At 39.2% G+C, this 25,830-nt stretch carries 20 protein-coding genes; 10 read left to right on the top strand and 10 right to left on the bottom strand.

Translation table 11 applies throughout. The features are described 5' to 3' along the window. Positions 1 to 12: 12 nt before the first annotated feature. A complete protein-coding gene (locus DEU42_RS15365; protein ID WP_114759213.1) occupies positions 13 to 7,794 on the bottom strand; it encodes a choice-of-anchor L domain-containing protein in 7,782 nt (2,593 codons plus the stop codon). A gap of 483 nt (positions 7,795 to 8,277) precedes the next feature. Between DEU42_RS15365 and DEU42_RS15370 the strand changes: the two genes are divergently transcribed. The 4 genes from DEU42_RS15370 (at position 8,278) to DEU42_RS15390 (ending at position 14,491) form a co-directional block, all read left to right on the top strand. Next, complete coding sequence (locus DEU42_RS15370; RefSeq protein WP_114759214.1) at positions 8,278 to 10,110, top strand: cytochrome-c peroxidase; 1,833 nt, start codon at positions 8,278 to 8,280, stop codon at positions 10,108 to 10,110. Positions 10,111 to 10,289: 179 nt separating this feature from the next. Further along, the gene (locus tag DEU42_RS15375) at positions 10,290 to 12,695 is read left to right on the top strand and encodes an alkaline phosphatase PhoX (protein WP_114759215.1); all 2,406 of its coding nucleotides are present in this window, start codon (positions 10,290 to 10,292) and stop codon (positions 12,693 to 12,695) included. A 64-nt stretch (positions 12,696 to 12,759) separates the two neighbouring features. After that, positions 12,760 to 13,677, top strand: coding sequence for a leucine-rich repeat domain-containing protein (locus DEU42_RS15380; RefSeq protein WP_233506711.1), 918 nt, complete (start codon positions 12,760 to 12,762; stop codon positions 13,675 to 13,677). A gap of 253 nt (positions 13,678 to 13,930) precedes the next feature. Beyond that, a complete protein-coding gene (locus DEU42_RS15390) occupies positions 13,931 to 14,491 on the top strand; it encodes a Smr/MutS family protein (protein WP_114759218.1) in 561 nt (186 codons plus the stop codon). A gap of 24 nt (positions 14,492 to 14,515) precedes the next feature. Here DEU42_RS15390 and DEU42_RS15395 read toward each other — a convergent pair whose 3' ends face one another. From DEU42_RS15395 to DEU42_RS15410, 4 genes are all read right to left on the bottom strand, one after another. After that, positions 14,516 to 15,082, bottom strand: a complete 567-nt coding sequence (locus tag DEU42_RS15395) for a pentapeptide repeat-containing protein (RefSeq protein ID WP_114759219.1) — start codon at positions 15,080 to 15,082, stop codon at positions 14,516 to 14,518. 75 nt (positions 15,083 to 15,157) lie between these two features. Continuing rightward, positions 15,158 to 15,676 carry a DUF6265 family protein gene (locus tag DEU42_RS15400; protein WP_114759220.1) on the bottom strand — a complete coding sequence of 173 codons (519 nt, stop codon included), beginning with the start codon at positions 15,674 to 15,676 and terminating at the stop codon, positions 15,158 to 15,160. Between the two features lie 119 nt (positions 15,677 to 15,795). Beyond that, positions 15,796 to 16,215 carry a hypothetical protein gene (locus tag DEU42_RS15405; protein WP_114759221.1) on the bottom strand — a complete coding sequence of 140 codons (420 nt, stop codon included), beginning with the start codon at positions 16,213 to 16,215 and terminating at the stop codon, positions 15,796 to 15,798. Between the two features lie 76 nt (positions 16,216 to 16,291). After that, a complete protein-coding gene (locus DEU42_RS15410) occupies positions 16,292 to 17,194 on the bottom strand; it encodes an NAD(P)/FAD-dependent oxidoreductase (protein ID WP_114759222.1) in 903 nt (300 codons plus the stop codon). Positions 17,195 to 17,290: 96 nt separating this feature from the next. Between DEU42_RS15410 and DEU42_RS15415 the strand changes: the two genes are divergently transcribed. The 6 genes from DEU42_RS15415 to DEU42_RS15440 all read left to right on the top strand — a co-directional run bounded on the left by DEU42_RS15415 (position 17,291) and on the right by DEU42_RS15440 (position 21,761). After that, positions 17,291 to 17,665, top strand: a complete 375-nt coding sequence (locus tag DEU42_RS15415) for a Fur family transcriptional regulator (protein ID WP_114759223.1) — start codon at positions 17,291 to 17,293, stop codon at positions 17,663 to 17,665. Between the two features lie 85 nt (positions 17,666 to 17,750). Beyond that, on the top strand, positions 17,751 to 18,821 hold the full coding sequence (gene prfA / locus DEU42_RS15420; RefSeq protein WP_114759224.1) for a peptide chain release factor 1: 1,071 nt from the start codon (positions 17,751 to 17,753) through the stop codon (positions 18,819 to 18,821). Between the two features lie 49 nt (positions 18,822 to 18,870). After that, positions 18,871 to 19,230 (top strand): four helix bundle protein, encoded by a 360-nt coding sequence (locus tag DEU42_RS15425; protein WP_114759225.1) that lies wholly within the window; start codon positions 18,871 to 18,873, stop codon positions 19,228 to 19,230. Positions 19,231 to 19,234: 4 nt separating this feature from the next. After that, on the top strand, positions 19,235 to 20,071 hold the full coding sequence (gene pyrF / locus DEU42_RS15430; protein ID WP_114759226.1) for an orotidine-5'-phosphate decarboxylase: 837 nt from the start codon (positions 19,235 to 19,237) through the stop codon (positions 20,069 to 20,071). Between the two features lie 70 nt (positions 20,072 to 20,141). Next, positions 20,142 to 20,978: an ABC transporter substrate-binding protein gene (locus tag DEU42_RS15435; protein ID WP_114759227.1), complete on the top strand. Its 837-nt coding sequence runs from the start codon at positions 20,142 to 20,144 to the stop codon at positions 20,976 to 20,978. Positions 20,979 to 21,032: 54 nt separating this feature from the next. After that, positions 21,033 to 21,761 (top strand): hypothetical protein, encoded by a 729-nt coding sequence (locus tag DEU42_RS15440; RefSeq protein WP_114759228.1) that lies wholly within the window; start codon positions 21,033 to 21,035, stop codon positions 21,759 to 21,761. A 5-nt stretch (positions 21,762 to 21,766) separates the two neighbouring features. Here the strand turns inward: DEU42_RS15440 and DEU42_RS15445 are convergent, their stop codons facing one another. From DEU42_RS15445 to DEU42_RS15465, 5 genes are all read right to left on the bottom strand, one after another. Beyond that, the gene (locus DEU42_RS15445; RefSeq protein ID WP_233506712.1) at positions 21,767 to 22,207 is read right to left on the bottom strand and encodes a thioredoxin family protein; all 441 of its coding nucleotides are present in this window, start codon (positions 22,205 to 22,207) and stop codon (positions 21,767 to 21,769) included. 114 nt (positions 22,208 to 22,321) lie between these two features. Next, a complete protein-coding gene (locus DEU42_RS15450; protein ID WP_147278138.1) occupies positions 22,322 to 22,750 on the bottom strand; it encodes a hypothetical protein in 429 nt (142 codons plus the stop codon). Between the two features lie 264 nt (positions 22,751 to 23,014). Beyond that, on the bottom strand, positions 23,015 to 23,731 hold the full coding sequence (locus tag DEU42_RS15455; RefSeq protein ID WP_114759231.1) for a DUF4197 domain-containing protein: 717 nt from the start codon (positions 23,729 to 23,731) through the stop codon (positions 23,015 to 23,017). A gap of 16 nt (positions 23,732 to 23,747) precedes the next feature. After that, positions 23,748 to 24,485, bottom strand: coding sequence for a DUF4197 domain-containing protein (locus DEU42_RS15460; protein WP_114759232.1), 738 nt, complete (start codon positions 24,483 to 24,485; stop codon positions 23,748 to 23,750). A gap of 252 nt (positions 24,486 to 24,737) precedes the next feature. Beyond that, on the bottom strand, positions 24,738 to 25,637 hold the full coding sequence (locus DEU42_RS15465; protein ID WP_114759233.1) for an EamA family transporter: 900 nt from the start codon (positions 25,635 to 25,637) through the stop codon (positions 24,738 to 24,740). Positions 25,638 to 25,830: the final 193 nt, after the last annotated feature.

Genomic DNA, 25,830 nt, shown 5'->3' on the forward strand with positions numbered 1-25,830 from the left:
AAGTTACAAAAATTAATTTTGACGATTAATATATATCCAACCGGTAGTAGATTCACCTGTAGAACGTTCTATCATATAGAAGTATGTTCCTGTTGGTAATTCATCACCTTTATTGGTTTGACCAACCCATTCATTCTTATAATCGTTTTTAGTATATACTTCCTGACCATAACGGTTGTAAATGCTCAGTTTTTTAACGTTAAGAGTAGAAAGGTCAAATGCATCGTTGTATCCATCACCGTTTGGTGATATACCTCTCTGAATATCACAGCTGGTGTCTGAAATCACAATAGAGTCTTCTCCAATACATCCATCAGGTGTAGTAATGGTTATAAAGTATTCACCTGATGAAGGAGCAGCAAACTTACGTGCGGCAGATGTAAATCCATTAGGGCCTGTCCATGAGTAAGTGGCTGTATCAATGTTGAATGAACCATCTATATCTGTCACTTCGATCATGAACTCTCCACCTTCACAACCATCAACAATCAGAAGATCTATCTGGGCAGTATTTTGACTTACCAGAACGCTTTCAGAATGAGTGCAGTTGTTTACAGTTACAGTTAGGGTATATGTTCCGAATCCTGAAGCAACTATACTGCTTCCTCCAGTTAGAGGAGCTCCTTCAAGAGACCACTCATAGGTAGCATCACCAAGATTAAAGTTGGCTCCGCTAACATTTATAGTGATGTTAGAAGCAACACAAGAAGACTGAGGTTCTCCAAGACTAAATACCGGAGTAGGAGTTACAGTTACAGTAAACATATGCTCATCAGAACAGTTTCCGTTTTGGGCAAATACATAAATCTGTTGAGAAGAAGAAATAAGATCTCCTGCTGCAAGCGGATTACCTGTACCACCAGGACCAGTATAATAGTTTCCTGTAGTAAGAGCCGGAAGCACATAGCTATCACAAACGCTTACATCACCAGGTGTGTCTACCACAGGAGTTGGGGTAATAGTTACTGTAAAGCTTTCTTCACCAAAACAGTTTGGAGTACCACCTGTTTCTTCATATATATAAATTAACTGAGTACTTGTAATTACATCACCTTCACTAAGCATAGTGCCTGTTCCGTTTGGACCAGTATAGTAGTTGTTGCTTGAATGAACAAGTGCAGGAAGCTCGTAGCTATCGCAAGCAATCTGGTCACCCGGAGATGCAACTACTGGGTTAGGCGTAATAGTAATAGTAAATGTGTTTTCAGAAGTACAGTTAGGAGTAGTACCACTTTCTGCACGAACAATCAATGTTTGTGAAGATGTAATAATCTCACCGGCATTAACAGGAACATTAGCTAAAGTAAAGTAACCATTTCCTGGGCTAAGTGCAGGTAAAGTATAGCCACCGCAAATTGCCACATTAGCAGGAGCGTCTGCAACAGGAATTGGAGTTACCACAACGTTAACTGTCGCGCTTGTTGAACATCCTGTTCTGTCAAGAACTACCGTATATGCTCCACCTTCTGTAACTGTTATTGATGGAGTAGTGTCAGGAAGTGGATTTCCGTCTTTAGTCCATGTATACGTTACAGGATTAGGGTCAGTGTCTGTAATCACCACATCAATAGTGTCAGATGTTCCGTCACATATTGAGAAATCACTATCAATGGTGTATTGAGGAGTAAGATCCTGAACTACCAGATCAAATGATTTAATACCAACACAAGTTGTTACATTATATACTGTTCTTGTCCAAAGAGTCTGAAGGTCTTCAGTAGTATTTGCAAAAGCAGTATATGTAGCAGGGTCGATAGCGTTTACAGCATTGTTAGCATCATCCTCAGTTAAATAGATAGAAACATCAAAGTTAGCTGGATCTGTAGGTAACGATAGTAGCGCATTTACATTTGGAGTCAGGTCAAAAGTGCTGAAACCAGAAGCGTCACATTGAACCAGATTTACAGGGTCTCCTGTAAGTTCGTTAACCGGAGTATAGAACTCAACAACTACGATACCTTCATATGAGCAAGAGATATTATCTATTGTAACCTCTACACCATAAGTACCAGATTCGGTAACTTCATAAGTAGGCTGGTCAGCATTAGGGATAAGATCACCGTCTTTGTACCATGCATAGTTGTACTGATCACCAACAAGGCCGGAATCAAGGGTTTTACTTTGAGTATCACAAAGTGCAGTTCCGTTATCTACAGTAAGGTTACCACCCATGTCGATTTCTCCAATATCAAATGTACCACCTCCTAAGAATACGGCAGAGTTAAATAATGAATCTGAGTAATCGGCAATAACAAGCTTAATATGATAACTTGTATTTGGTATAACATCGGCTTCTGCTGTCAGAGGTTTTGTTTGCCCCTGGAAGTTGATAGCTGCTGCCATCGGATCCGTTTGGTTCATTTGTCCAAAATACTGAACGTTCTGAGAACCACAACCTGTGTTGTACTGCGAGTCTCTAATATTGGTAACACTCACAGGAATGTTAGTGTTAGGAAGAACAGCAAGGTTTTGTTCATTACCATCTGAGTCGGTAAGGATAAATGCAAACGCATCAGAGAATGTACATTGGAATGTACCATATTCAGCAGATGCAAACAGGAAGTCGAATGTAAATTTATTCGTTAGCGGAATAAAGTCAAATTCAAGAAGCGTTGCATTTTGAGTACCATTTACCTGTGCCGGGTTGTTGGCAACGATAATATCATTCAGGTCGGCATCACCTACCCAGTTCAATGCACCACCACCGGTATTAGTACCTGTATAAGGTCCCTGAGCAAGTACAGCATCACTAGTTGCAAGTACAACCCCATAAGAGAATGGGAAAGTAGCACCATTAGCGTCAAAATAACTGATACTTGTTGCTCCACCAAAATTTGACTGTGATACAGACGTAATGTTACTCACAAGAGCACATTCTGAGTTGATTAAAACTTCATTTACTAACTGATCTACAGTGTATAAGTTAGGGTTAACAACTATAGGCGTATTAGGAATTCTTATACATACATCAAACTGTGTAGTTTGAGCTGTTGTTGCATTAGAGTATACTCTGATCTTATACTCGTTTCCAACAATAAGACCGCTTGCAACACTTGAGTTAGCGTCGCTACAATATACCTGAGTAAGAGTACTACAGTTAGTACCTGAATAAAGAACATGGTATAAATCGGTTGTACTACCTATAATATTAGTTAAAGATATCAGGTGAGTTGTATGAGTTGCTGTAAACTTAAACCAAACGTCGTCATCGTCATTAGTATTTCCACAAGTATTTGCTTCAGGTGATGCTGTTGCACCATATACGCTTGCAGTAGCTGTTAGCGTACAGTTAGAGTCCTGGTTAACCGGTACAGTGATAGCAGTCGCACACTCATCATTTGTTGGAGGAGGTGGAGGAGTGCTTACACATAGTTGGAAGGCACTTGTCTGGTTAAGTGTAGCTGTATTAGTCCAAACCCTTACTTTATATGTTTGTCCTGCAGTTAAACCTGTAGCAAGGCTATAGTTAGGATCGCTACAGTACAATTGTGTTAATGTACCGCATACATCACCAACATAAACAGCGTGGTAAAGATCTGTTGTAGAACCTGTAATATTTTTAAGTTCTATAATGTGCGCTGTGCCGGTAGCAACAAATTCAAACCAAACATCATCGTCATCATTAACGTTACCACATGTATTTGCTTCAGGAGATGCAGTTGCCGATTGAACAGTTCCGTCTACTACATCTTCGCATATCATAGTTGGGTTAACCGGAGCCGTTATCGCACCGGCACATTCATCATTTGCAGGAGGTGGAGGTGGAGTTCCTACACACACATTAAATGCTGATGTTTGTCCTGCTGTTGCAGTCCAGGAATATATACGTATATAATAGGTTTGTCCAACAGTTAGGTTGTTAGCCCAGCTATCGTTAGGGTCGCTACAGTATAATTGCGTTAGAGCTCCACAGTTTGTACCAGAGTAAAGCACGTGGAATAAATCTGTAGTACCCCCTGTAATGTTTAGAAGGCTGATTCTGTGAGTTGCATTAGTGGCTACGAATTTAAACCATACGTCATCATCATCAGTACCTCCACAAGTATTTGCTTCCGGTGAAGCTGTCGCAGAATAGATCGTTCCGGCTGCAGTATCAGAACATACTAAAGTAGGATTTACAGGTACAGTAACTGCTCCTGCACAGTCGTCGTTTGCCGGCGGTGGTGGCGGAGTAGTGATACATACCTGGAATGCTGATGTCTGTCCTGCGGTTGCAGTCCATGAATATACTCTTATGTAATAAGTTTGTCCTACAACAAGGTTATTAGCCACGCTGTTATTAGGATCACTACAGTAAAGCTGAGTTAATGCACCACAGTTGTTTCCTGAATATACAACGTGGAAAAGGTCGGTAGTACTTCCTGTTACATTGTTCAGGTTGATGTTGTGGGCTGTGTTAGTAGCTACGAATGTAAACCAAACATCGTCGTCTTTAGTACCGCCACACGTAGTAGTTTCAGTAGACGCAGTGGCACCTAAAATACTTCCGTTTACAAAATTCGTACAGTTTAAGTCCGGATTTGTAAGCACAGGTGTAGCATTAGCACAGTCGTCATTTGCCGGTTTAAGTGCAAAGGTAAACGGTCCTGCCCATTTACTGTTTCCGTCAGTGCCACCACAAATGGATCTTACGTAGAATACATATTGTGTACCAGGCATAAACGTACCTACAGCTGGTGTAAGTTCGCTTGTTCCTGTAACTGGAGTTCCTGTTGTTGTTGCAGTAGGAGCTACTGCGCCGGTTGCAGGCATGTAAACAACTTCCCAGTTGGTTGCCGATCCCGGTTCTGTCCAGTCTAGTGTTGCATTAGTGCTTGTAACGTTAGTTGCAGTAAGGTTAGCCGGTTTAGGACAGGTAACTACAGATACATTGATATTATCAACTGCACCTGCAGGCTGCGCACCTAAAATACCGTCATTTCTCCATTCAAATACTAAACGTCTTGTCTGGTTCTGGTAAGTAGCAACCGGAGTGTCAAATGAAATATTTGTCCAGTCAGGAGTGGTTTGCAGGTTGCCTCCCAGTTGTACCCTGTCTCCCGAACCTACAGCAGCTGCTGTAATTTGTGTTCCTGTAGTTGGTACAAAAGTAGTTGGTACCATCCATACCCTGATGTAGTCCCATCCTGCTTCTCCCACAGTTTTGTAATCAAAGGTTACTGATATTTCACCAGCAGTTGCAGGGATAGTAATATCTCTGTAGGCATGAACTACAGATGCAAGGTTAACATTATATCCGTTAGTAGCGCCGTTGTCATTAGTTACATACAAAGAGTTTGATGGGCTTAAACTTGTTGCCGATCCAACAACCCAAATATTAGGCTGAGTTCCATTGCTAAGTGAGAAGTTGTGGGCTCCTGAATCAAAATTCTGAACAAGATTTAAAGTTGCCGGAATTTGAGGAACTACAACAGCTACCGGGCCTATCCAGAAACTCTTGTCTGTTGTTCCACAGCTGCTTCTTACCCACATATAATATGTTTCTGAAGGGTTTAAAGGCGATATGGTTGCTGTAGTTGTTGTACCACCTACTACACTTCCCGACGGAGTTGTAGTAGCAGTAGGTCCTGCAGCAGAGTTTTGAGAATAGTAATAGTCATAACCTGCAGGTGGAGTTCCGGCAGGAGCTGTCCATGTATATGTCGCACTCGATTGTGTTGCTGAAGCCATAGTAAGTCCTGTTGGGGCAGGACATGTTACAACCTTAATATTAAGATTGTCTATAGCTCCGGCAGGTTGTGCACCTGTAAAGGCATCATTTCTCCATTCAAATACAAGTCTTCTTGTACCTGTTATCGCAGAAACGTTTACCGTATTATTTACAGTTGTCCATGTTGGGTAAAGATGGAAGTTTCCACCTACCTGAACCCCACCACTGTTTGCTGCTGTAATTTGAGTGCCCGGCGTAGGTGTAAAGCTAACCGGTACCAGCCATGCTCTAATGTAGTCAGTATTATTTTGTCCACCTGCTTTAACATCAAAAGATACACTGATTTGACCTGTACCTGCAGGAATAGTAATATCTCTAAATGCATGTACAACAGACGCTGTAGTTATGGTGTAAGCATTAGTAATACCATTGTCGTTACTTATATATAAAGAGTTTGTAGGGCTATTGAAAGTAGCTCCTCCTACATACCATTTATTTGCCTGTGTACCATTGTTGATCGAGAATCCATGAGCCGCCGGCCCATCAAAATTCTGATTGTACTCTAGGGCTACCGGAACCTGAGTAGTTGAAAAAGCAAAAGGTCCGGTCCAGATACTATAAGTTCCGTTTCCACAATCTGCTCTTACATAGTATTCATAGTTCGTGGCTTCAGTGAAGTTTTGGATGTTGCTGCTCCCTATAGTTGAAGAAACAGGAAGGTTAGTATTTTGCGTTACAGTTTGCCCTGCTCCGGTTGGTAATCCGCTGCCTGGTGTTTGCACTACAATTTGCCATGAAGTAGCTGTGCCTGCAGCCCATGAAAGTTGAGCTGATGTTGGTGTCTGCCCACTTGCCGTAAGACCTGTAGGAGCGGCACAGTTTACCTGTTGTAATATTAATGTATAAGGAGTAGTTTGTGGGGTTCCGTTTGTACTTACCACTATGTAGTATGTAGTATTAGCAGTAACTGCAAATGTAGGTATCACACCGGCAGCAGTAGCCGAAGCTGTTACACCGGCAAGACAGCTAACACCTATTGAAGTACAGTTTGCATAAACAAACAATCCTGCATTTCCGCCTGTACCCGATAGGCTTATATAAATGTTTCCACTGGTAGTAGGTGTATATGAATATATTACATCATTACCGGCAAGGTAGTTCCCTGTAGCATTACACCCTGTACCAGGAATACCTTCATAGGTATCGGCAAAGTTTACAGTGTTATTGGTTGTAGTGTATGGTAATGTACTTGGAATTACCAATGGATTGCTACAAATTGCACCTGTAGCGGCTGTGTTGTAAAAGAAAGGACCTATCCAGTCGCTTTGCCCTCCATCACTACATATTGAGCGTATATAAAATTTGTAAGGTGTGTTTTCTGTAAGTCCACCCTGTGCATACGGCGGTAATCCGTTATAAGTAATACCAGTACCTGTAGGAGCATTAGCGGCAGGAAGATTTTCAATTTCAAATGTCGTTACACCATTAGGACTTACCCAGTTTAAGTTAGCACCTGAAGTGGTTACGTTACTTACTGATTGTGTTGATGGCAGGCTACATTGAGAGACCACTCTTACATTATCAATCAGCCAACGGTCCATGTTATCACCCTGCATAATAAAGGCGATACGGATTTGTTGTCCAACATAAGTAGCAGGAACAGGGAATACCTTGTTTACATACTCCGTTTGTGTTGGATTCATAGCAAGTTCTCCCATAGGAGCTACAAGATCTACCCATGTTAAGCTTTGTACAGGTAGTGCAGGATTGTCTACTGCAATCATAATCTTGTAAGTACCTCCCTGGTCGCCCAATACTGTTAAACGAGAATAAAATTCAAGCTGACCATTGGCAGGGCCATTAAAGGCTTTTGTAATAAGCCAGTTAGAAGGTATTGGGGCAGACGGTGCTACGTTTTCCCGGTTAAGGTAAGCAGCATGGCTCCCCAAATAAGCAGGTGTGGTAGTGTTTCCTGCTGTAGTTTGAACCCATGTGATGGTTCCTATCTCACTGTATACTGCCCAGCCGCCAGGTGGTGCTGCAGGAGTTCCTGTCCATGCGGACTCAAACTCTTCCAGGGCGAGCTGCCCATAGCTACAGAAAGATAGCAAAGACGCAATAAGCATCAAAGTAATTTTCCTCATAGTATTTAAGTTTAGCTAAGTTAATTCTCAAAATTAACAAAAAAATAAAATAAATTCACGTAAAGTGTTAATTAGTTTTATCACTCGTTGTTAATGTTGTTTTTTTTTGAATTATGTTTATTTTTTGAGTGAAAATACTGACTTTCTATGCATGAGAATTGTTGAGTGTAAGACTTGGATTTTATTCCATTTATACTTATAAATAAAGGGTTTTTGAGTAATTTGTTAAATAATTGTGAATGAAATAAGTTTTTAAATCTAACAACTCTTAATTATATTGTTAAATTTATATTGCAGCTATTTTTTGTAAGGGTATTTTTATTTTTAAATTTTTTACTTGAATTTTTTTGAAAGATTTATTCGACAAAGAATATTTAGGATCTTCAAGAGTGTTGAAGAAGAAGTTAATTATTATTTAATCGTTCATTAACATCATCATTTTATTAAGGGGGTAAGTTTGGCGTTTTAAAGAAAACGTTTAGTATGTTTAGTAAACTTAAATATTATTTCATCGCGTGGATAATGGCTGGTTCGGTGGCTTTATCTTTATCATTTACCTCTGAATCAGAATATAAAGAGTATCCGTTAGCTATTGCTCAGTTTACTGCTGATTTTAAAGAAGCGGCTATGCTTTTAGATAAAACTGCTGCCGATTTTCGTGCTGGAAAAGTTAGTGTTGACTCTCTAAGAAATGCATTGGCCAGCACCCGTATCAGTTACAAGAAGATTGAATTTTATCTGGCATATAATTATCCTGAATACGTAAATGAACATTTTAACGGAGCTCCCTTATTGCATATCGAAAAATCAGGCACCAGTCCGGTAGTATTGGCTCCGGAAGGATTGCAGGTGTTGGATGAGTTGGTTTTTTCTGATGAGGTAACAAATGAAAAAGCGCAAGTGTCGGCATTGGCTAAAAAGTTAAACAATAGTTATATTCTGCTTTTTGACAGTATGAATACCAAAACAGCAGGTAAGGAAAATATTTTTGCACTCAGGTTGCAGTTAGTGAGATTATATGCATTGGGACTTACCGGATTTGATACGCCAGGCTCATTGAATGTTATTCCGGAAGCAAAATCTTCGCTTGAAGGCATGAAGGCCTTTGTTGCCGAAAGTTATAGTCAGGAGCAGGTTAAAGCTATACTTAATTTATTTGATGGGGCTATAAGTTACCTTGATAAGAACGATTCTTTTGAAACGCTTGATCGTCTTGAGATTTTCAGGAAGTATATCGATCCTTTATATAGACGTTTGGGTGAAATTGAATCAGGTAATCCGTCTCAGTTTCTAAAACAGACGGCTGCCTGGAATCCGGAGAGTAAATCAATTTTTGGTAACGATTTTCTGAATCCTTACTTTTTTACAGATTTAAAAGCGGGTGAAGATAGTGCTGAGCTGCGTAAACTTGGTGAGGCTCTGTTTTATGATACTGCAATTAGCGGAGACGGAAAAATGAATTGCGCCAGCTGCCACCAGCCGGAAAAAGGATTTGCTGATGGTATGCCTAAATCATTAAGCAATGTTCAAGGTAAAACGGTTCTTCGTAATGCACCTACTTTAATAAATGCGGTTTATGCCGATCGTTATTTTTATGACCTGCGTGCTTTTACATTGGAACAGCAGGCTGAACACGTAATATTTAATGCTGATGAGTTTAATACTGCTTATTCGGCAATCCTTAAAAAACTTGCTGAAAGCCCTAAATATAAAACACAGTTTAAAGAAGTGTACGGAAAAGGTGAGATTACAAGAGAGAAGTTTTCTAAGGCTTTGGCTTCTTACGTACTATCCTTACGTTCCTTTAATAGTGATTTTGATAAATATATCAGAGGAGAATCGGATGTCCTGAGTCAGGAGGTTAAAAACGGATTCAATTTGTTTATGGGTAAGGCAAATTGTGCAACCTGTCATTTTGTGCCAACTTTTGCTGGTCTTGTTCCTCCTTTATATAGTGAGAATGAAAGTGAGATATTAGGAGTATTGGCAGATCCTAAAGCTAAACAGCCTAGACTTGATTCGGATGAGGGAAGATGGTCAAATGCATTACTTATTGAGTATGCGTGGATTTATGAAAAATCATTTAAAACAAATACGGTTAGGAATGCCGGGCTCACTGCGCCATATTTTCATAACGGGGCTTATGGTACGCTGGACGAGGTAATTGATTTTTATAACAATGGTGGCGGAGGTGGTCTTGGATTGAATGTTAGTAATCAGACACTTTCTCCGGACTCTTTAAATCTAACGGCTAAAGAGAAAAAAGAACTAATTGCTTTTATAAACTCTTTAAATGATGTTCCTGTAAAAAGATAGTTTTTTAAATGTTAAGAAAACCGGGCTTAAGCCCGGTTTTTCGTTTAATATACACGTGATTAATTAAAGTTTAGTTTAAAAACCAAACCATTAGATAATCAATTCTTAAGAGACTCTTCAGGCTAAGGAAATATAGCGAATATAATTTTGTCTTTATAAAACAAAAACTAATTGACATCATGAAAAAACGTTTACTTAGTGTAAGTGCTCTATTGCTTTCAGCTGCAATTTATGCTCAGATTGGAAGTTACCCTGTAAGCAAGGGGTCACAATGGAAGTACCTTGATAATGGTACAAGCCAGGATGCTACAGACTGGAATATGCCAACTGCTGCAAATGCAGGATGGTTGTCAGGAAATGCTCCACTTGGATATGGAGATCCTACAGCTACGGTAATATCTTATGGTCCTGATTCAGGAAATAAATTCATTACTTCTTATTTTTATAGAGATATAGAAGTTAACGCTTCTACTCTTACTGAAATGGTAGAGTTTGGTGTTAGAAGAGACGATGGTGTTATTGTTTATGTAAACGGAGTTGAGGTTTTTAGAGACAATATGCCGGCAGAGCCAACAAATTACATGACTTTCTCATCTTCTACAATTGATGGTGCAAACGAAAAAAGATACTATATTTTTCAGGTGCCTAAATCAGCTTTTACTACAGGACTTAACAGAATCTCAGCTGAGGTTCACAATCGTGACGGTTCAAGCTCTGATATAGGATTTGATATGTTTATCAGAAACACTAATGCAGATCTTGCTATTAGCTGTGATGAACCACATATCGGATGTTTTAGCTCAATCGCTCCAACAGCTCAGCTTGATCACCTAATCATAGCTCCTGAATTCCGTTACCAGCTTCTTTTTAAAGAAGGTGAAAACTATATGACAGGTACAGGTACTGTTCCCGGTAACCACGATTTTACTGCTTATGTTCCAACCGGAGGAAGCAGCACTGTAGGACACCTTTCTGTTAATCAGGAAAATACTCCGGGCGGTGTTTCAATGCTAAACATACACTTAGATGAAGAAACTAAACTTTGGGTAGTTGACGATTCTAAAGCTGTTGATATGTATGATGCAAATCTTGTTACTACTTCAAGAAACTGTTCAGGAGGTCTTACTCCATGGGGAACTGTTATAACTACTGAAGAAGATACAGCTGCAGGTGATGCTAACGGTGATGGTTATGAAGATTTAGGATGGTTTGTAGAAATCGATCCTGTAACAGCTTCTGTTAAAGATTACGGAAACAACAAAAAAGAGAAACTTTGGGCTCTTGGCAGAATGAACCACGAGAACATTGTAATCACTCCGGATGGTACAACAGCTTATTATGGTGAAGATGGTGGTACACACTGTGTATACAAATTTGTTGCAGATACTCCTAATAACTTCACTTCAGGTAAGGTATATGTTCTTAAATTAGATTTGGCGCTTTCTAACGATGAGCCAAGTTCTGCTACTGCTACATGGGTATTAGTACCTAACACAACTCAGGCAGACCGTAACAACCTTAGAACTGTTGCCGGTACTCTTGGTGGTACTAACTTTAACGGTGTTGAAGATTGTGAGATTAGCCCAATCGACGGGAAAATCTACTTTACAAGTAAAGGTAAAAACCGTATCTACAGCTTTAGAGATAATGGTCTTACTATATCAGAATTTGAAACTTTTGCAGGAGGTATGGATTATACTATTGCCGGACCAAACGGAGCTGTAACTGAGCCATGGGCTGATGGTAATGATAACCTTACTTTTGACGATAAAGGTAACCTTTGGGTTCTTCAGGATGGTGGTCTTAACTACATTTGGGTAATCCGTCCTAACCATACACAAAGCAACCCTAAAATTGAGCTTTTTGCTTCAATGCCGGCTGGTGCTGAGCCAACAGGACTTACATTTACGCCAGACTTTAAATACGGATTCTTCTCTGTACAACACCCTAACGGTAACAATGCTGCTCAACAGGATGCTACTTTCGGAGATGTTACCTTTAACGCTTCTGCTGCAATAGTATTCGCTCTTGATGCTAATCTTGGTGCTCATACTCCGGCTGCTGATTTTACAGCTGACGTAACTACGGTTAACGAAGGTGAAACTGTAACATTTACAGACCTTAGTACAAACAACCCTACAAGCTGGTCTTGGACTTTTGAAGGCGGTGATCCGGCGACTTCTACTGAAGAAAACCCTGTTGTAACTTATGCTACTCCTGGTACTTATAATGTAACGCTTACAACATCTAACGTTGCAGGTACAAGCCCTGAGGTTGTTAAAGTTGAGTATATCGTTGTTGAAGAGATTCTTGGTACTGAAAACCCTCTTAAAGGAATGGTTAGCCTATATCCAAACCCAACTGAAGGTAGAGTTACTGTAGACATCAACGGTGAGGCTGGTAGCGATGTTCTTGTTGAAGTATATGATATGCTTGGAAGAAAAGTTTCTGAAACTAAAGGACAATCTATAGGTGGAAACCAAAAACTTGATATAAACCTTTCTGCATCTGGTGAGCAAATCTATATCGTGAATGTTCACATTGGAGACAAAACAGGTACTTATAAACTTATTAAGAAAAACTAAGTAGTTGATTAATTTTTTCAGGGTCGGTATGCCATTATACCGGCCCTTTTTTGATTTTATGAAAATGAATAAAAAAACCGTTTCGGTATTGCTTTTGGCTATTTCTGCATTTTGGGGAATTACCACATTTGCTCAGGCTGTTAACCCTATAAAAGCACCGGTTTATTATAGTGTTGCCGATGCTTTAAAAGCAACAGGTGTTACCCAGCTTAACCTTAGGGACAGGCATTATTTTTCGGTACCCAATGAAGTAGGGCAGCTAAAAGAGCTTCGCTTTATCAATTTAATGGGGAACAACCTGGAACACTGGGATGAGCCATTGTTTGAACTAACCCATCTTGAAATATTAAATCTTCAGGGTAATACGCTTAAATATATACCGTCGGAAATTGGTGTTTTTAAATCGTTACAGGCACTTAACCTTTCTGATAATGATATTGCTACAATACCCGACGAAATTGAAAAATTAAAGAAACTGAAGTCGCTTCACCTGTCGGAGAATTTAATTACATCTTTGCCTACAGACATTGGCAAATGCAGTAACCTCGAAGTACTTACTGTAGATAATAATCAGTTAAGTTATTTGCCACAGAGCATTTCACAACTTAAAAAATTAAGAACACTACATATTGGACGCAATCAGTTTAATGAGTTTGATAACGAATGGCTGAAACTGAAATCGCTTACAGACTTAAATATAGAATACAATCAGTTGCGCAATTTTCCTAAAACTTTAGGCTCATTAAAACAGCTGAAAACCATAATGGCCGATCATAATAAGCTTACCGCTTTGCCTGATGATATCACTAAGCTTGAGGTGCTTGAAATGTTATCGCTGGCTCATAATTCACTTACTCAGCTTCCGAAAGAGATAGCTAATATGAAAGGGCTAAGAACACTTATTCTTACCGGTAATCCTATTGGCGAAGCTGAAAAAAACAGGATTAAATTAGCATTGCCGGATTGCGCCGTATATTTTTAAAATAAGCTATTTGGTCAGGAAAGTTTATATTTGCGGTAAATAAGGATACCCATTTACAGAAACTTACTTATGAAAACCATTTATATTATCTTGTTTTTTGCGGCTGCTTTTATGGCACTCTTCGAACAGTCTAAAGCGAAGCCAAATATGTTTATCATGATAGCATGCATAGTGATTTTCATGATGGGGATGATGAAGCTTATGTCTAAGGTTCCTTCTAAAAACCAAAGGAACGAAAAAGAATCAGGAGAAGATGAAGTTTAATGTTGGTGATGAGGTAATAGTGCTTGATGACTCTTTTAGTGGGCGGGTAAAAGCTTTTAAAAAGGGTAAAGTTGTTGTGGAGACCAGCGACGGGTTTGAACTTATGTTTGAAGAAAGCGAGCTTGTAAAGAACCATAATGATGGTGAGATGAAATCTTTTTTTTCTAAGCAGAGCCTGGGTTCTGTGATAAGGGAAAAAGAAGAGCCTAAGAAACGAAGCTTTGTAAAAGAAAAGAAATCCAGGAAAGATGAGTTTGTTCTTGAAGTAGATCTTCATATTGAAAAGCTTGTTCCAAGCAAAAGAGGAATGTCAAACTACGATATTCTTACCCTGCAGTCTGAAACGGCGAAAAGGCAGCTTGACTTTGCCATAAAAAACCGAATGCAGAAAATTGTGTTCATACACGGTGTAGGTGAAGGGGTGCTAAAAGCAGAACTTGACTTTTTATTGGGACGTTATGAAGGTATCGACTTTCGTGATGCCGATTATCAAAAGTACGGGCTTGGGGCCACCGAAGTATTTATAAGACAAAACGTAGACAGAAGATAAAAAAATCCGCCACGGCGGATTTTTTTATTCTATATCAAGATTGTATTTGTTTAGTAAGCCGGGCAATCCATTTAAAGAGAATTTAGCGCCTTCTATAAGGTTGTTTTCTGGGTCAAGGCTAAAGTTGACAGCACTTCTCAGGTCGGCTTTTTCTAAGTTGGTGTTTTCAAAAACAGCATTACGCAAATTGCACTCGTCAAATGAAGCACCCCTAAAATCTGCCTTAACAAGGTCAGTTTCTTCAAGGTTACATTTTTTAAAGCGTATGTTTTTAAGTTTTAAGCCGTAAAATGAAGCTAGGTTAAGCTGGCAATCCGAAAACTGCATCGCAAGCAAAAATGGTTCGCATATGCTAAAGTTTAATCCGGTCATTTTACATCCGTTAAATTCAACCTCCTTAAAAGCAGTACCTTTCAGGTTTGCCATTGTAAAATTGCAATCGTTGAAAACACACTCTGTAAATACCATGCCTGTAAGATCTACAGATGAAAAATTGCAATTGTAAAATGTACAGTTGTCATATTCGCCTTTTTTCAGGACCTGTGTTGTGTAGTCTAGCTTTTCGTATATTTTTTCCTGTAATAACAGCATGAGTTTTAAATTTTGGCTAAAATAGCAAAACCCCGCTTACGGCAGGATTTTGTTATTTAATTTAAAGTTAAGAATTTATCGTTTTTTCATGGCAAATTTCTCCGATGCCGGCTTGCCTTTCTGAATTCCGGATATTTCAGCAACTAACGAATCGTTGCCTACTTTGTTGTATATTATTTTATTTGGGAAGTCGTGTTTAGGGTTTTCAAAAACAATCTGATTAGTTGTCGATGATGTCATTTCAAAATCAACAGCTTCGCCGTTATTTTGGTTGGGTACGGTTACAGTATAAGTAAGCTTGCCGTTTGTCTCCCATAATTTTACATGTTCTGCAAAAACGGTGTCTTTGGTCGCTTTCACAAAATAAGACTCACCATGAAAAACAGAATCATTCTCTTTTTTCCAGCGTTCGGTAAGTTCACCCTCGTTAGATGTGTTAGCCCACTCACCAAGAAACCAGTTTGCCTTTTCAATATTGCTGTAGGTTTTCTCATGAGTGCCTTCTGTAGTGGATATCTCTGTAGAAGTTTGCTTTTTACAGGCCGTTAGCATCAAAAGGGTTGTAGTTATAGCTAATGTAATTTGTTTTTTCATAATTGATTTTTTTAGAAGGATTAACAAAGATGCAAAATATTAATGTAGATACACAGTAAGAATAATACTAAACAAAAATGCAGGCCGAAGCCTGCACTAAAATAACCAATTTTAAACCATTATTGTTTCGTAAATCTTTCTTTTGTTGTGCCGCCATCCCAACTGACATCAGCTTGGGTATTGCTTGTAAACGTTACATTTATAAGATCAATATTCTCATTTGAGAAAGTGATTTTGTAGGCATTGTTGCCCATGTTTTTCCATGAATGGTTGTTAGTGGTATTACCATTCTGGCAATCTTTTTCAAATTCATTTCCGCTTCCATCACTCTTAAATGTTATGTTGTAAGCCCAGCACTCATTAGTGTCATCAGCTACAAAAGTGCCTTGCTCATCATAGTAACCATTATAGACCCATGTGCCTATAATTTTATCGTTTGGGTTAGAATTGCCGGTGTTTTTACTATCATCGTCTCCGCAAGCTACAAAGACAAGTAGAAGCATTACTGTTGCCAGTTTTGAAAATAAAGTTTTTTTCATGATTTTGGTTGTTAGGGTTAAGCTGCAAATTTCTGCCAAAATCAATTACTATAAAATCCCTATTTTTTGGTATTTTTTATTGAAAATCAGCTGCACACAAATCATTATTGATGGTAACACCTGCTCTTGTTCCCGCTTCTGCAGCCATAATAACGGCTCGTCCCATACTTGTGCAATCGCCCGAGGCAAATATGCCCGGTATGTTTGTGCGTTTAAATTCGTCTACTTCAATTAATCCTGATTCGTCTAGTTTTATACCCAGGTCTTCGGGGATAAAAGTGTGCTGTACTGCGGGTATTTTGGCATACATGGCTTTGAAATGATGAATGTTTCCATCTTTCAGGGTAATGCTTTCCATATAACCATTTGTGTGCTGTACGCTTTCTATTTCAGTTTCAATAATTTCTATATTGTGCTTCCTGAATTTGGCAGCGACTTCTTCACTTACTGTCGATTTTCCATTGGTAAATAAAGTAAGATCTTTGGTCCATTGTAGCAGCAAAGGCAGAAAGTGCTCAGCAATGGGTCCATTCGCCATAAGAGCCGTTTTTTCTCCCTTCACCTCATAGCCGTGGCAATACGGACAATGGATAACTGATATTCCCCAACATTCGGCGAATCCGTCAATGTCCGGCATAATATCTTTAACCCCTGTGGCTAACAATAGCTTTTTAGAACTGAAAGTTTTTCCGCTTTCGGTAGTAATGTCAAATCCCGTTTCGGTCTTAATACCTTTTACTGCTCTGTCTTCTATAAACGTAACTGTAGGGTAGGCAAGAACCTGTTCTTTTGCTTTTGCCGAAATTACGGAGGGGACTTCGCCGTCATGGGTAATAAAATTATGCGAGTGTGGCGTTTGCCAGTTGCAGGGCTCTCCTGCATCTATTACCAGTGTTTTTCGCGATGCCCTTCCCAAAGCCATAGCGGCAGATAGCCCGGAATAGCTTCCGCCAATGATGATTATTTCGTAACTGTTCATGATTTGAAGTGATTAATGATTTGGCAAAGCTAACTATTTTTTGTATTATTGCAATGTGATTGCATTAATTTATTGCAACAAATTTGCATTAACGAAATGAAAAGAAGAAACACACCTGCAAAAGCAGCTATTTTAAGTCTGCTGAAGGATGCTAATGCGGCATTGAGCCAGGAAATGATCGAGAACGAAATTAAGGGCGAAATGGATCGCGTTACCATTTACCGTGTGCTGAACAGCTTTTGCGAAGATGGCATTACACATAAGATTCTGGCTGATGATGGTAAGTATTATTTTGCTTTGTGCCATAGCTGTAATGAGCATACGCACGACCATGATCATTTTCATTTTAAGTGCATTAGTTGCCAGAAGGTAGAATGCCTCGAAGAAAAAGTTATCGTTAATTTACCGGAGGGTTATGTGCAAAAAAGCGTTACCAGCTGGGTAACGGGGCATTGTAAAAACTGTTCTTAACCGGAATGGTTTTAGTATTGAACATACCGCATTGAGAATCAAAAAAAATGCGTAATTTTGCACCTCCAAATAAGGAATTAAAGATATGTTAGACAGGTTACAGATAATAAAGCAGAAGTTTGACGAGATTTCGGATCTTATCATCCAGCCGGATGTAATTGCCGACCAAAAGCGTTACGTTCAGCTTAACAAAGAATACAAAGACCTTAAAGGGCTTGTAGAAAAGCGTGAAGAGTACATTAAGGTTACGGGTAACATGGCCGAGGCTCAGGAGATTATTGCTGATGGCAGCGATGCTGAAATGGTAGAGATGGCTAAGATGGAACTTGATGCTGCGAAGGAAAGACTTCCGCAGCTTGAAGAAGAGATCAAATTCATGCTTATCCCAAAAGACCCTGAAGATGCTAAGAACGTAATGGTTGAGATCCGTGCAGGTACGGGTGGTGATGAGGCGAGTATCTTTGCAGGCGACCTTTACAGGATGTATACCAAATACTGCGAAAACATGGGCTGGAGAACCAGCGTTGTAGATATCAGTGAAGGTACTTCGGGCGGTTTCAAAGAGGTTATCTTTGAAGTTACCGGAGAAGATGTTTATGGTACCCTTAAGTTTGAAGCAGGTGTACACCGTGTACAGCGTGTGCCTCAGACAGAAACTCAGGGACGTATCCATACTTCGGCAGCTACAGTAATGGTACTTCCGGAAGCAGAGGAGTTTGACGTACAAATTGACATGAATGATGTACGTATCGACTTCTTCTGTTCATCAGGTCCGGGTGGTCAGTCGGTAAACACTACTAAATCGGCTGTTCGTATGACACACATTCCTACAGGACTTGTAGCACAGTGTCAGGATGAGAAATCACAGCACAAAAATAAAGATAAAGCATTAGTAGTATTACGTTCACGTCTTTATGAGATGGAGCTTGCTAAAAAACAGGAAGAAGATGCGGCAAAACGTAACTCACAGGTAAGTAGTGGTGACCGTTCGGCTAAGATTCGTACATACAACTACCCACAAGGGCGTGTAACTGACCACAGAATTGGTCTTACACTTTATGACCTTGATGGTGTAATGAATGGTAACGTTCAGAAGCTTATTGACGAGCTTCAGTTGGTAAACAATACAGAAAAGCTTAAAGAAAGCGAATATTAATACTGGTTTTAGCTCTTAGGTTTTAGGTATTAGCAATATCCGGTATGTAATGAGAAATTTCAGGGATTTAGATGTTTGGAAAAGTTCTGTTCTATTTGTAAAGAAGATTTATCAAATAACAGATACTTTTCCAGCAACTGAAAAATATGGGCTTTCCTCTCAAATTTCTAGATGCGCCGTTTCAATACCTTCAAATATTGCTGAAGGGTGTTCCCGGAATTCTCAAAGGGATTTTTCAAGATTCCTTCAAATAAGTTTAGGTTCGTCTTTTGAGTTAGAAACACAAATAGAAATCGCAAAAGAACTTAATTTTATAAAAGACGAGCAGTATTTTAATTTAATTTCTGAACTTCATACTATTCAGAAAAGGATACAGGCTTTGAAAAAATATGTAGAAAATAATCTATAACTTAATGGCTAACGACAAACACCCAATACCCAATACCCAACACCTATTTGAACAGATTCAGAAGAAGAAATCATTCTTATGCATTGGATTAGATGTAGATTTGAATAAAATCCCTAAGTATCTTTTAGCAACAGAAGACCCGATTTTTGAATTTAATAAAGCTATTATCGATGCTACGCACGACCTTGCCGTATCCTATAAGCCTAATACGGCTTTTTATGAAGCCTACGGACTTAAAGGCTGGATGTCGCTTGAAAAAACGATTAAATACCTGAACGAAAAACACCCTGATATCTTTACCATTGCCGATGCAAAACGTGGCGATATCGGTAATACTTCAAGCATGTATGCTAAAGCATTTCTTGAGGACCTGAATTTTGATTCGGTTACGGTGGCGCCTTATATGGGTAAAGATAGTGTTGAGCCATTTTTGGCTTTCGAGAATAAGTTTACCATTCTTCTTGCACTTACGTCTAACGAAGGTGCTTTTGATTTCCAGACAAAGACTGCCGAAGGCGAAGAACTTTACAAGATGGTGCTGAAAACGTCGAAGGAATGGAAAAACAGCCAGAACCTGATGTATGTGGTTGGTGCTACCAAAGCTGAATATTTTACTGGTATTCGCCAAATCGTGCCGGACAGTTTCCTTTTAGTTCCCGGAGTAGGAGCACAGGGAGGCAGCCTCCAGGAGGTATGTAAATATGGAATGAACAATAAGGTTGGTTTGCTTATCAACTCATCCCGAGGAATCATCTATGCATCGAATGGCGAAGACTTTGCGGAAAAAGCAAGAGAGGAAGCACTAAAGATGCAACAGGAAATGGAAGCTCTTTTAGGTTAAAATTTGTTTAGAGTCCTGAGTTCAGCGTTCTGAGTAAGAACCCTAAACTCCAAACCCAGAACATTCATTGATGAAAACTTTTACTGACCAAATAGGTAACACCCATACTTTTACAGAAACGCCTAAGCGTATCGTATCACTTGTGCCATCACAAACCGAATTGTTGTTTGATTTGGGACTGGAGGATAAGATTGTTGGGATAACTAAATTCTGCGTACATCCATACCACTTAAAATCGACCAAAAAGATAATTGGTGGTACTAAAAAGGTGCATATAGAAAAGATAAGGTTGCTTCAGCCGGATATTATCATTGCTAATAAAGAAGAGAATACCCTCGAGATTGTTGAGTCTTTAAAAGACATAGCGCCTGTATGGGTTAGTGATATCATTACAATTGACGATAATATTGAAATGATTGAGCAATTGGGGCAAATATTCTCTGTACGCATTCAGGCGCGCCAGTGGATTGATAAGATAAACTTTGGCCTTGCTGATTTTAAAGAGTACATAAAGGATAAACCTGAGAAAAGGGCGGCTTATTTTATATGGAAAAACCCTTATATGGTTGCCGGTAAGGATACATTTATCAACGAGTTACTTAAGTTGAATAAGATTACTAATATTTACGAAAAGAATGAAGGCCGCTATCCTGAAGTGATTGTGCAAAAAATGCGAATTCAGGGAGATCCACATATTATATTCCTTTCGTCTGAGCCTTATCCGTTCAAGGATGAAGATGCTTTTGAGCTGGGGCGACATACGCATCATGCCCAAACCATTTTTGTAGATGGCGAAATGTTCTCATGGTATGGTAGTAGGCTTGTAAAGGCTTTTCCTTATTTTAAGCAACTAAGAGAGCGTATGGTTGATCACGACCATGACCATGACCACGGTCATCATCATTAAGTTTCTATAGTCGGTTAAAATATTTATATTTGGCTGTTAAACTAAACTACTGCCATGAAAAAGATATTTGCCACTATACTGCTTTTTACGTTTACATCGCTTTTTGCGCAACATGCTGTTATTCCCGGAGACACCATATTTGAAACCAAATATATTCAGCCGGAACGTTACCAAATGAAATGGTATATCGTTCAGGATGGGCAAAAGCACGAAGTAGCGCGTATTAATACCTCTATCCAACCGGGGAAATATAAGATTGCTATTGTTAATGATATTGATGTAAACAATGCTAAAACTACCTGGATAGATTCAACAATTACGCTAAAGTCTAATTTATCGCCTATACGACATTATTCTGATAATCTCGAACGTGCTGTTAAGCTTAGGTTTGGAACATCTGTAACAGGCAGCTATAATGATAAGATTCAGAAGAAAGAGGTTAAGGTAAATGAGGAAGTTGCTGCTGGCAAATATTTTGACAGTAACTTTTTCCCTTATTTAGTGCGTCTGCTTCCGTACAAAGAAGGTTATACTAAGGAGATAACTACCTATGACTATCATCCGGCTAAAAAGGGGATTGTTATCCAAAAAATAATGGATGTGAAATCGGGAACTTACAGGAACAAGAACGGACTGAATTTAGTGTGGATAGTAACCACCATGGAAACAATTAAAGGTATTACCTCTCAGGTAAAATATTATATTGATAAATCAGACAGGAAAATTTTTAAGCAGGAAATTTTTGATGGTCAGCTAAACACGCTTATTGAGCGTTCGGAATAGTTGGATTATCGGGACATTTTTTTAAACATCACAATATATTCTTTTACGGTTTCTTTGTCTTCATAACCTGATTTGGCAAGTACTTTACCGTTTTTATCCAGCATTACGAAGTAAGGAAAAAAGCCGTCACGATTGTACTTTTCGGTCAGGATCATTTTCATGTCGTTTACGTTTACAGGTTCGGGGTTACCTTTTTTCTGTAAAAAATCGGCACGGAGCAGTATCCAGTTCTTTTCGGCAGCCGCTATGAACTCTTCGCTTGGCCATACTTCTTTTTCAAGATACATGCATGGCATACACCAGTCAGATCCCGAAAAAACCAATAGTATGTTCTTGTTTGCTGCAGTAGCTTTCTTTTTAGCAACTGCAAGGTCGGTATTCCATTCCTGTGCCGTAGCTAAGGTGCTTATCATCATAAGGCATAAAACGAGTACGCTCTTTTTCACTTCTCCTGTTTTTTAGCAAAAATAGGAAACTATAGCAACTATAAGGCAGCACGGTTGAAAATTTAAGATTTGGTTATAAAAAAAACCGCTGTTGGGGATGCAGCGGCTTTATCATTATGAAAAAGAGTATTGCTTACTCTTTCCATGAATCATGAATCGCCATTCTTTGTAATGGTATAACAGCATTAGAAAAACACCGGCGAGAGGTATTCCGGTTTCTATAAGTTCATCCGGCCTGTTGTCCAAAAGCAGGTGTAAAAGAAAAATAGAAGAAATAACCGGTAGTAAAACAATTGTGCCCAGTAACCTTGTCCTTGGAAACACGAGCAAAATGCCTGCAAACACCTCTAATGAGCCCACCACTTTTGTAAAGCCTGAGCTACAAAGTGCAGTCATCAGGTTAATATAATCCTGAGGTAGTGTGCTCTCAGGGCCATAAATATTACAGGGGGAGATAAAGTGTTTGTCTACGCCGTTGTAAACAAAAAAGACACCCAATGACGCGCCGATGAGCGCGATGAGTATCGGGTAAAGTGGTTTCATAAGTTCTTTAGTTTTGGTAATTAAAAAGTTATAAATGTAAAAATATGTTAAATTTAACATTTATTTATCAAAAGAATATCATTTTTGTGTAAATATTTTTCTTACAAAAAATAAAAATGCCGGTAGTTGTATACCGGCATTTTTTTAACTAACCCTAACCAAATGTGAGAAAACCATTTATTTGCACCTGCAAATTACTTAAATAATTTCCGCAACAATGTTAAGGATATGTTATATCTATTTGTTTGATAATAAAAACTTTAGCTACTTGTTGTCCTGTGCAGCGAACACTTTTTTAAGAAGCGCCGAAGTACGGGCGTTTACATTGTTTCGAATATCTTTTTCTTCAACGGCAATCATTTTAAATACTCCGTCAAGTGCTTCGTTAGTAACATAGTCTGTTAAATCTGGGTTAACTTTTTTAACCAAAGGCACAGCATTGTACTTGGTTATTATGTTTTTCCACACTTTATCGGCCCCTACTTTACTGAAAGACGACTTTATAACCGGATTGAATTTGGCATACAAGGGCGATGTGGTTTTTGTTCTTAGATAAGAAGTTGCAGCCTCGTCATTGCCCATTAAAATGTTTTTAGCGTCTGTAAACGTAATTTCCTTAACGGCGGTTACAAATATCGGTGTAGCTTCTTTTACGGCATCCTCCGCAGCGCGGTTCATTAGTTTAAGACCTTCGTCGGCAAGGCTGCTAAGGCCAATATCGCGAAGCGTTTTATCTACCTGTTGCAGTTCAGAAGGTAAAAGTATCTTGACCATCTGGTTTTTATAAAAACCATCTACTGCGGTAAGTTTGGTAACCTGCTTGTCGATACCGTTATCCAAAGCCTCGCGAAGTCCTGCTGCTATATCAGCATTAGAAAGTATTCCGGTAGTTTGCGGTAACTGGCTGGCTACCTGTTGCAGCTCGGCGCAGCCTGAAAGGGTTAAACTGATTGCGATAAGTGGGATAAAAAGTCGTTTCATGGTATATGCTTAGGTGTTATTTCTTATCCTGTAAAGCAAATACTTTTTTCAGTAAATCTGATGTTCGTGATGATAAATTTGTCCTAATATTTTTTTCTTCTACCGTAATCATTTTAAACACACCATCCATCGCTTTATCGGTAACATAATCGGTAAGATCAGGATTAACTTTGGCTACAAGCGGAAAGCTGTTGTATTTTTCGATAATGCTTTTCCAGATCACATCGGCTCCTACATTACTTAATGATGTCTGCACAACAGGACTGAATTTAGAATACAAAGGTGTTGAGGTTGTTTTTTGCAGATAGGCAGTCGCCGAATTATCTGCACCCATAAGGATGTTCTTGGCATCGGTAAAGCTCATGCTTGTTATCGCGTTAACGAATATTGGAGTAGCTTCTTTCACGGCATCCTCGGCAGCACGGTTTAGCAGTAGTAAGCCTTCGTCGGCCATTTTGCTCATTCCCATCTGGCGCATTTTTTTATCCACTTTCTGTAGTTCTTCAGGCAGAAGGATCTTTACGGCTTCGTTTTTATAGAATCCGTCAACAGCGGTAAGTTTACTAACCTGTTTGGTTACACCTTCCTGCAGGGCAGCTTTAAGTCCGTTGCCTATTTCGGTATTGCTCAGTGTCGATTTTCCGGTAGCGCTGCTAACTGTGTTTTTAGCTTTGTCAAGAAGTCCGCCTAATTGTGCATTTGCAGCAGCCGGCACCATTGCCGCTACCATAAGGGAAAGAAGTAGTTTTTTCATGTGTGAATTTTTTTCAAAGCTAAAACAAATACCATTCCTTTTTATTGTGGATTTGTTGATATGGTTATTTGATGATTTGAAAAGGGGTAATGATTTATTCCCTACGGGAAATTTTTTCGATACTAAATTTCAATTGCTACCAATATTATTTCCCTAACGGGAAAATCAATCGGTGGTAAGTAGGGATTATCGCGTAGCGATTTAATTTAGGTAGAAATAAATTGTACGATTGAAGTTATTTCCCGTAGGGAATTAAGCTTTCTCCATCGCCTTCATCTTCAAATAACTTCCAATATTAAATACCACAATAGATACTAATATGAGCGAGTAAGAAAGGATCTGCTCAAAAGAGATGTCTTCTTTGTAATACAGTATTGCCAATGCAAATGCTATAAGCGGATTCAGGTATATCAATATCCCGATAGTTGATGAGTTGATACCTTTCATGGCAAACAGGTTCAGGAACATAGGGATGATGGTGAACAGCACCGCAATAAGCAGTATGAACAAATAGAATGTAACTTCTACCGGAGGTGTACTGCTGTAAACAGGGTAGAAAGGTAGCAGTATCAGTGCTACAATCCCTATTTGGAGTGTAAGCAATATGAACCTGTCCGGCATGGTGATGCGTTTTTGCAATACCAGATATAGGGCATAGGTAGCTGCAACCACAATACTAAACATGGCATCACGCAGGTCGTTATAGGATAGTATGGCGCAACTAACAAAACTCATAAATACTGCCAGCCATTGTATTTTGTGCAGTCTTTCTTTCAGGATAATAAATGCAAAAAACGTAGTAAGGATAGGGCATACGAGGTAGGCAAATGATGCTGCCTTAACGCTGATCTGGTTCATGACATAAATGAATAATCCCCAGTTTGCAGTAAGTAATACCGAACTTCCTGCTATTAAAAGCCACTGGTTTCGTCTTTCTGTTTTGGTAAGTGCTTTCAGGTAGGTTCGCGTTTCCTTTATCTTATCCCTTCTTACGGTGAAATTGATAATTACCATCAGGGTAATACAGGTAAATACACGGTAAAAAAGAATGTCTTGTGATGGATAATCGTGGATGGGTTTTAGCCCGAAACTGAAGAACCCCCAAATAACAAAGGCGGTTACTGCAGCGAGGTAGTATTTAGGGAATTTCATTATCTCTTTTATAGTTAGCGGCTTTATGTTCTCTTAACCACAAGGAACACTATGAAGCCACTAAGAACACAAAGCTTTGTGAACGTAGTGAATCACTTTGTGACCCTTGTGGTTGAATTCATCTCTGAATAATGAGTTCACCAGGCTGGATGCAAAAATAACAAATATATAGGCTGTATGGCTCGGGTTTTGA

This window comes from Flavobacterium sp. AG291 (genome assembly GCF_003350375.1).
GTDB lineage: Bacteria > Bacteroidota > Bacteroidia > Flavobacteriales > Flavobacteriaceae > Flavobacterium > Flavobacterium suzhouense.

What these genes read in the sequence shown, in the direction of transcription:
- DEU42_RS15380 (WP_233506711.1), top strand. Translation starts at nt 12,760, where the DNA reads ATGAATAAAAAAACCGTTTCGGTATTGCTTTTGGCTATTTCTGCATTT.
- DEU42_RS15390 (WP_114759218.1), top strand. Translation starts at nt 13,931, where the DNA reads ATGAAGTTTAATGTTGGTGATGAGGTAATAGTGCTTGATGACTCTTTT.
- DEU42_RS15435 (WP_114759227.1), top strand. Translation starts at nt 20,142, where the DNA reads ATGAAAACTTTTACTGACCAAATAGGTAACACCCATACTTTTACAGAA.
- DEU42_RS15405 (WP_114759221.1), bottom strand. Translation starts at nt 16,215, where the DNA reads ATGAAAAAAACTTTATTTTCAAAACTGGCAACAGTAATGCTTCTACTT.
- DEU42_RS15440 (WP_114759228.1), top strand. Translation starts at nt 21,033, where the DNA reads ATGAAAAAGATATTTGCCACTATACTGCTTTTTACGTTTACATCGCTT.
- DEU42_RS15415 (WP_114759223.1), top strand. Translation starts at nt 17,291, where the DNA reads ATGAAAAGAAGAAACACACCTGCAAAAGCAGCTATTTTAAGTCTGCTG.
- DEU42_RS15410 (WP_114759222.1), bottom strand. Translation starts at nt 17,194, where the DNA reads ATGAACAGTTACGAAATAATCATCATTGGCGGAAGCTATTCCGGGCTA.
- DEU42_RS15460 (WP_114759232.1), bottom strand. Translation starts at nt 24,485, where the DNA reads ATGAAAAAACTACTTCTTTCCCTTATGGTAGCGGCAATGGTGCCGGCT.
- pyrF (WP_114759226.1), top strand. Translation starts at nt 19,235, where the DNA reads ATGGCTAACGACAAACACCCAATACCCAATACCCAACACCTATTTGAA.
- DEU42_RS15400 (WP_114759220.1), bottom strand. Translation starts at nt 15,676, where the DNA reads ATGAAAAAACAAATTACATTAGCTATAACTACAACCCTTTTGATGCTA.
- DEU42_RS15370 (WP_114759214.1), top strand. Translation starts at nt 8,278, where the DNA reads ATGTTTAGTAAACTTAAATATTATTTCATCGCGTGGATAATGGCTGGT.
- DEU42_RS15365 (WP_114759213.1), bottom strand. Translation starts at nt 7,794, where the DNA reads ATGAGGAAAATTACTTTGATGCTTATTGCGTCTTTGCTATCTTTCTGT.
- DEU42_RS15450 (WP_147278138.1), bottom strand. Translation starts at nt 22,750, where the DNA reads ATGAAACCACTTTACCCGATACTCATCGCGCTCATCGGCGCGTCATTG.
- DEU42_RS15425 (WP_114759225.1), top strand. Translation starts at nt 18,871, where the DNA reads ATGAGAAATTTCAGGGATTTAGATGTTTGGAAAAGTTCTGTTCTATTT.
- DEU42_RS15465 (WP_114759233.1), bottom strand. Translation starts at nt 25,637, where the DNA reads ATGAAATTCCCTAAATACTACCTCGCTGCAGTAACCGCCTTTGTTATT.
- prfA (WP_114759224.1), top strand. Translation starts at nt 17,751, where the DNA reads ATGTTAGACAGGTTACAGATAATAAAGCAGAAGTTTGACGAGATTTCG.
- DEU42_RS15395 (WP_114759219.1), bottom strand. Translation starts at nt 15,082, where the DNA reads ATGCTGTTATTACAGGAAAAAATATACGAAAAGCTAGACTACACAACA.
- DEU42_RS15375 (WP_114759215.1), top strand. Translation starts at nt 10,290, where the DNA reads ATGAAAAAACGTTTACTTAGTGTAAGTGCTCTATTGCTTTCAGCTGCA.
- DEU42_RS15455 (WP_114759231.1), bottom strand. Translation starts at nt 23,731, where the DNA reads ATGAAACGACTTTTTATCCCACTTATCGCAATCAGTTTAACCCTTTCA.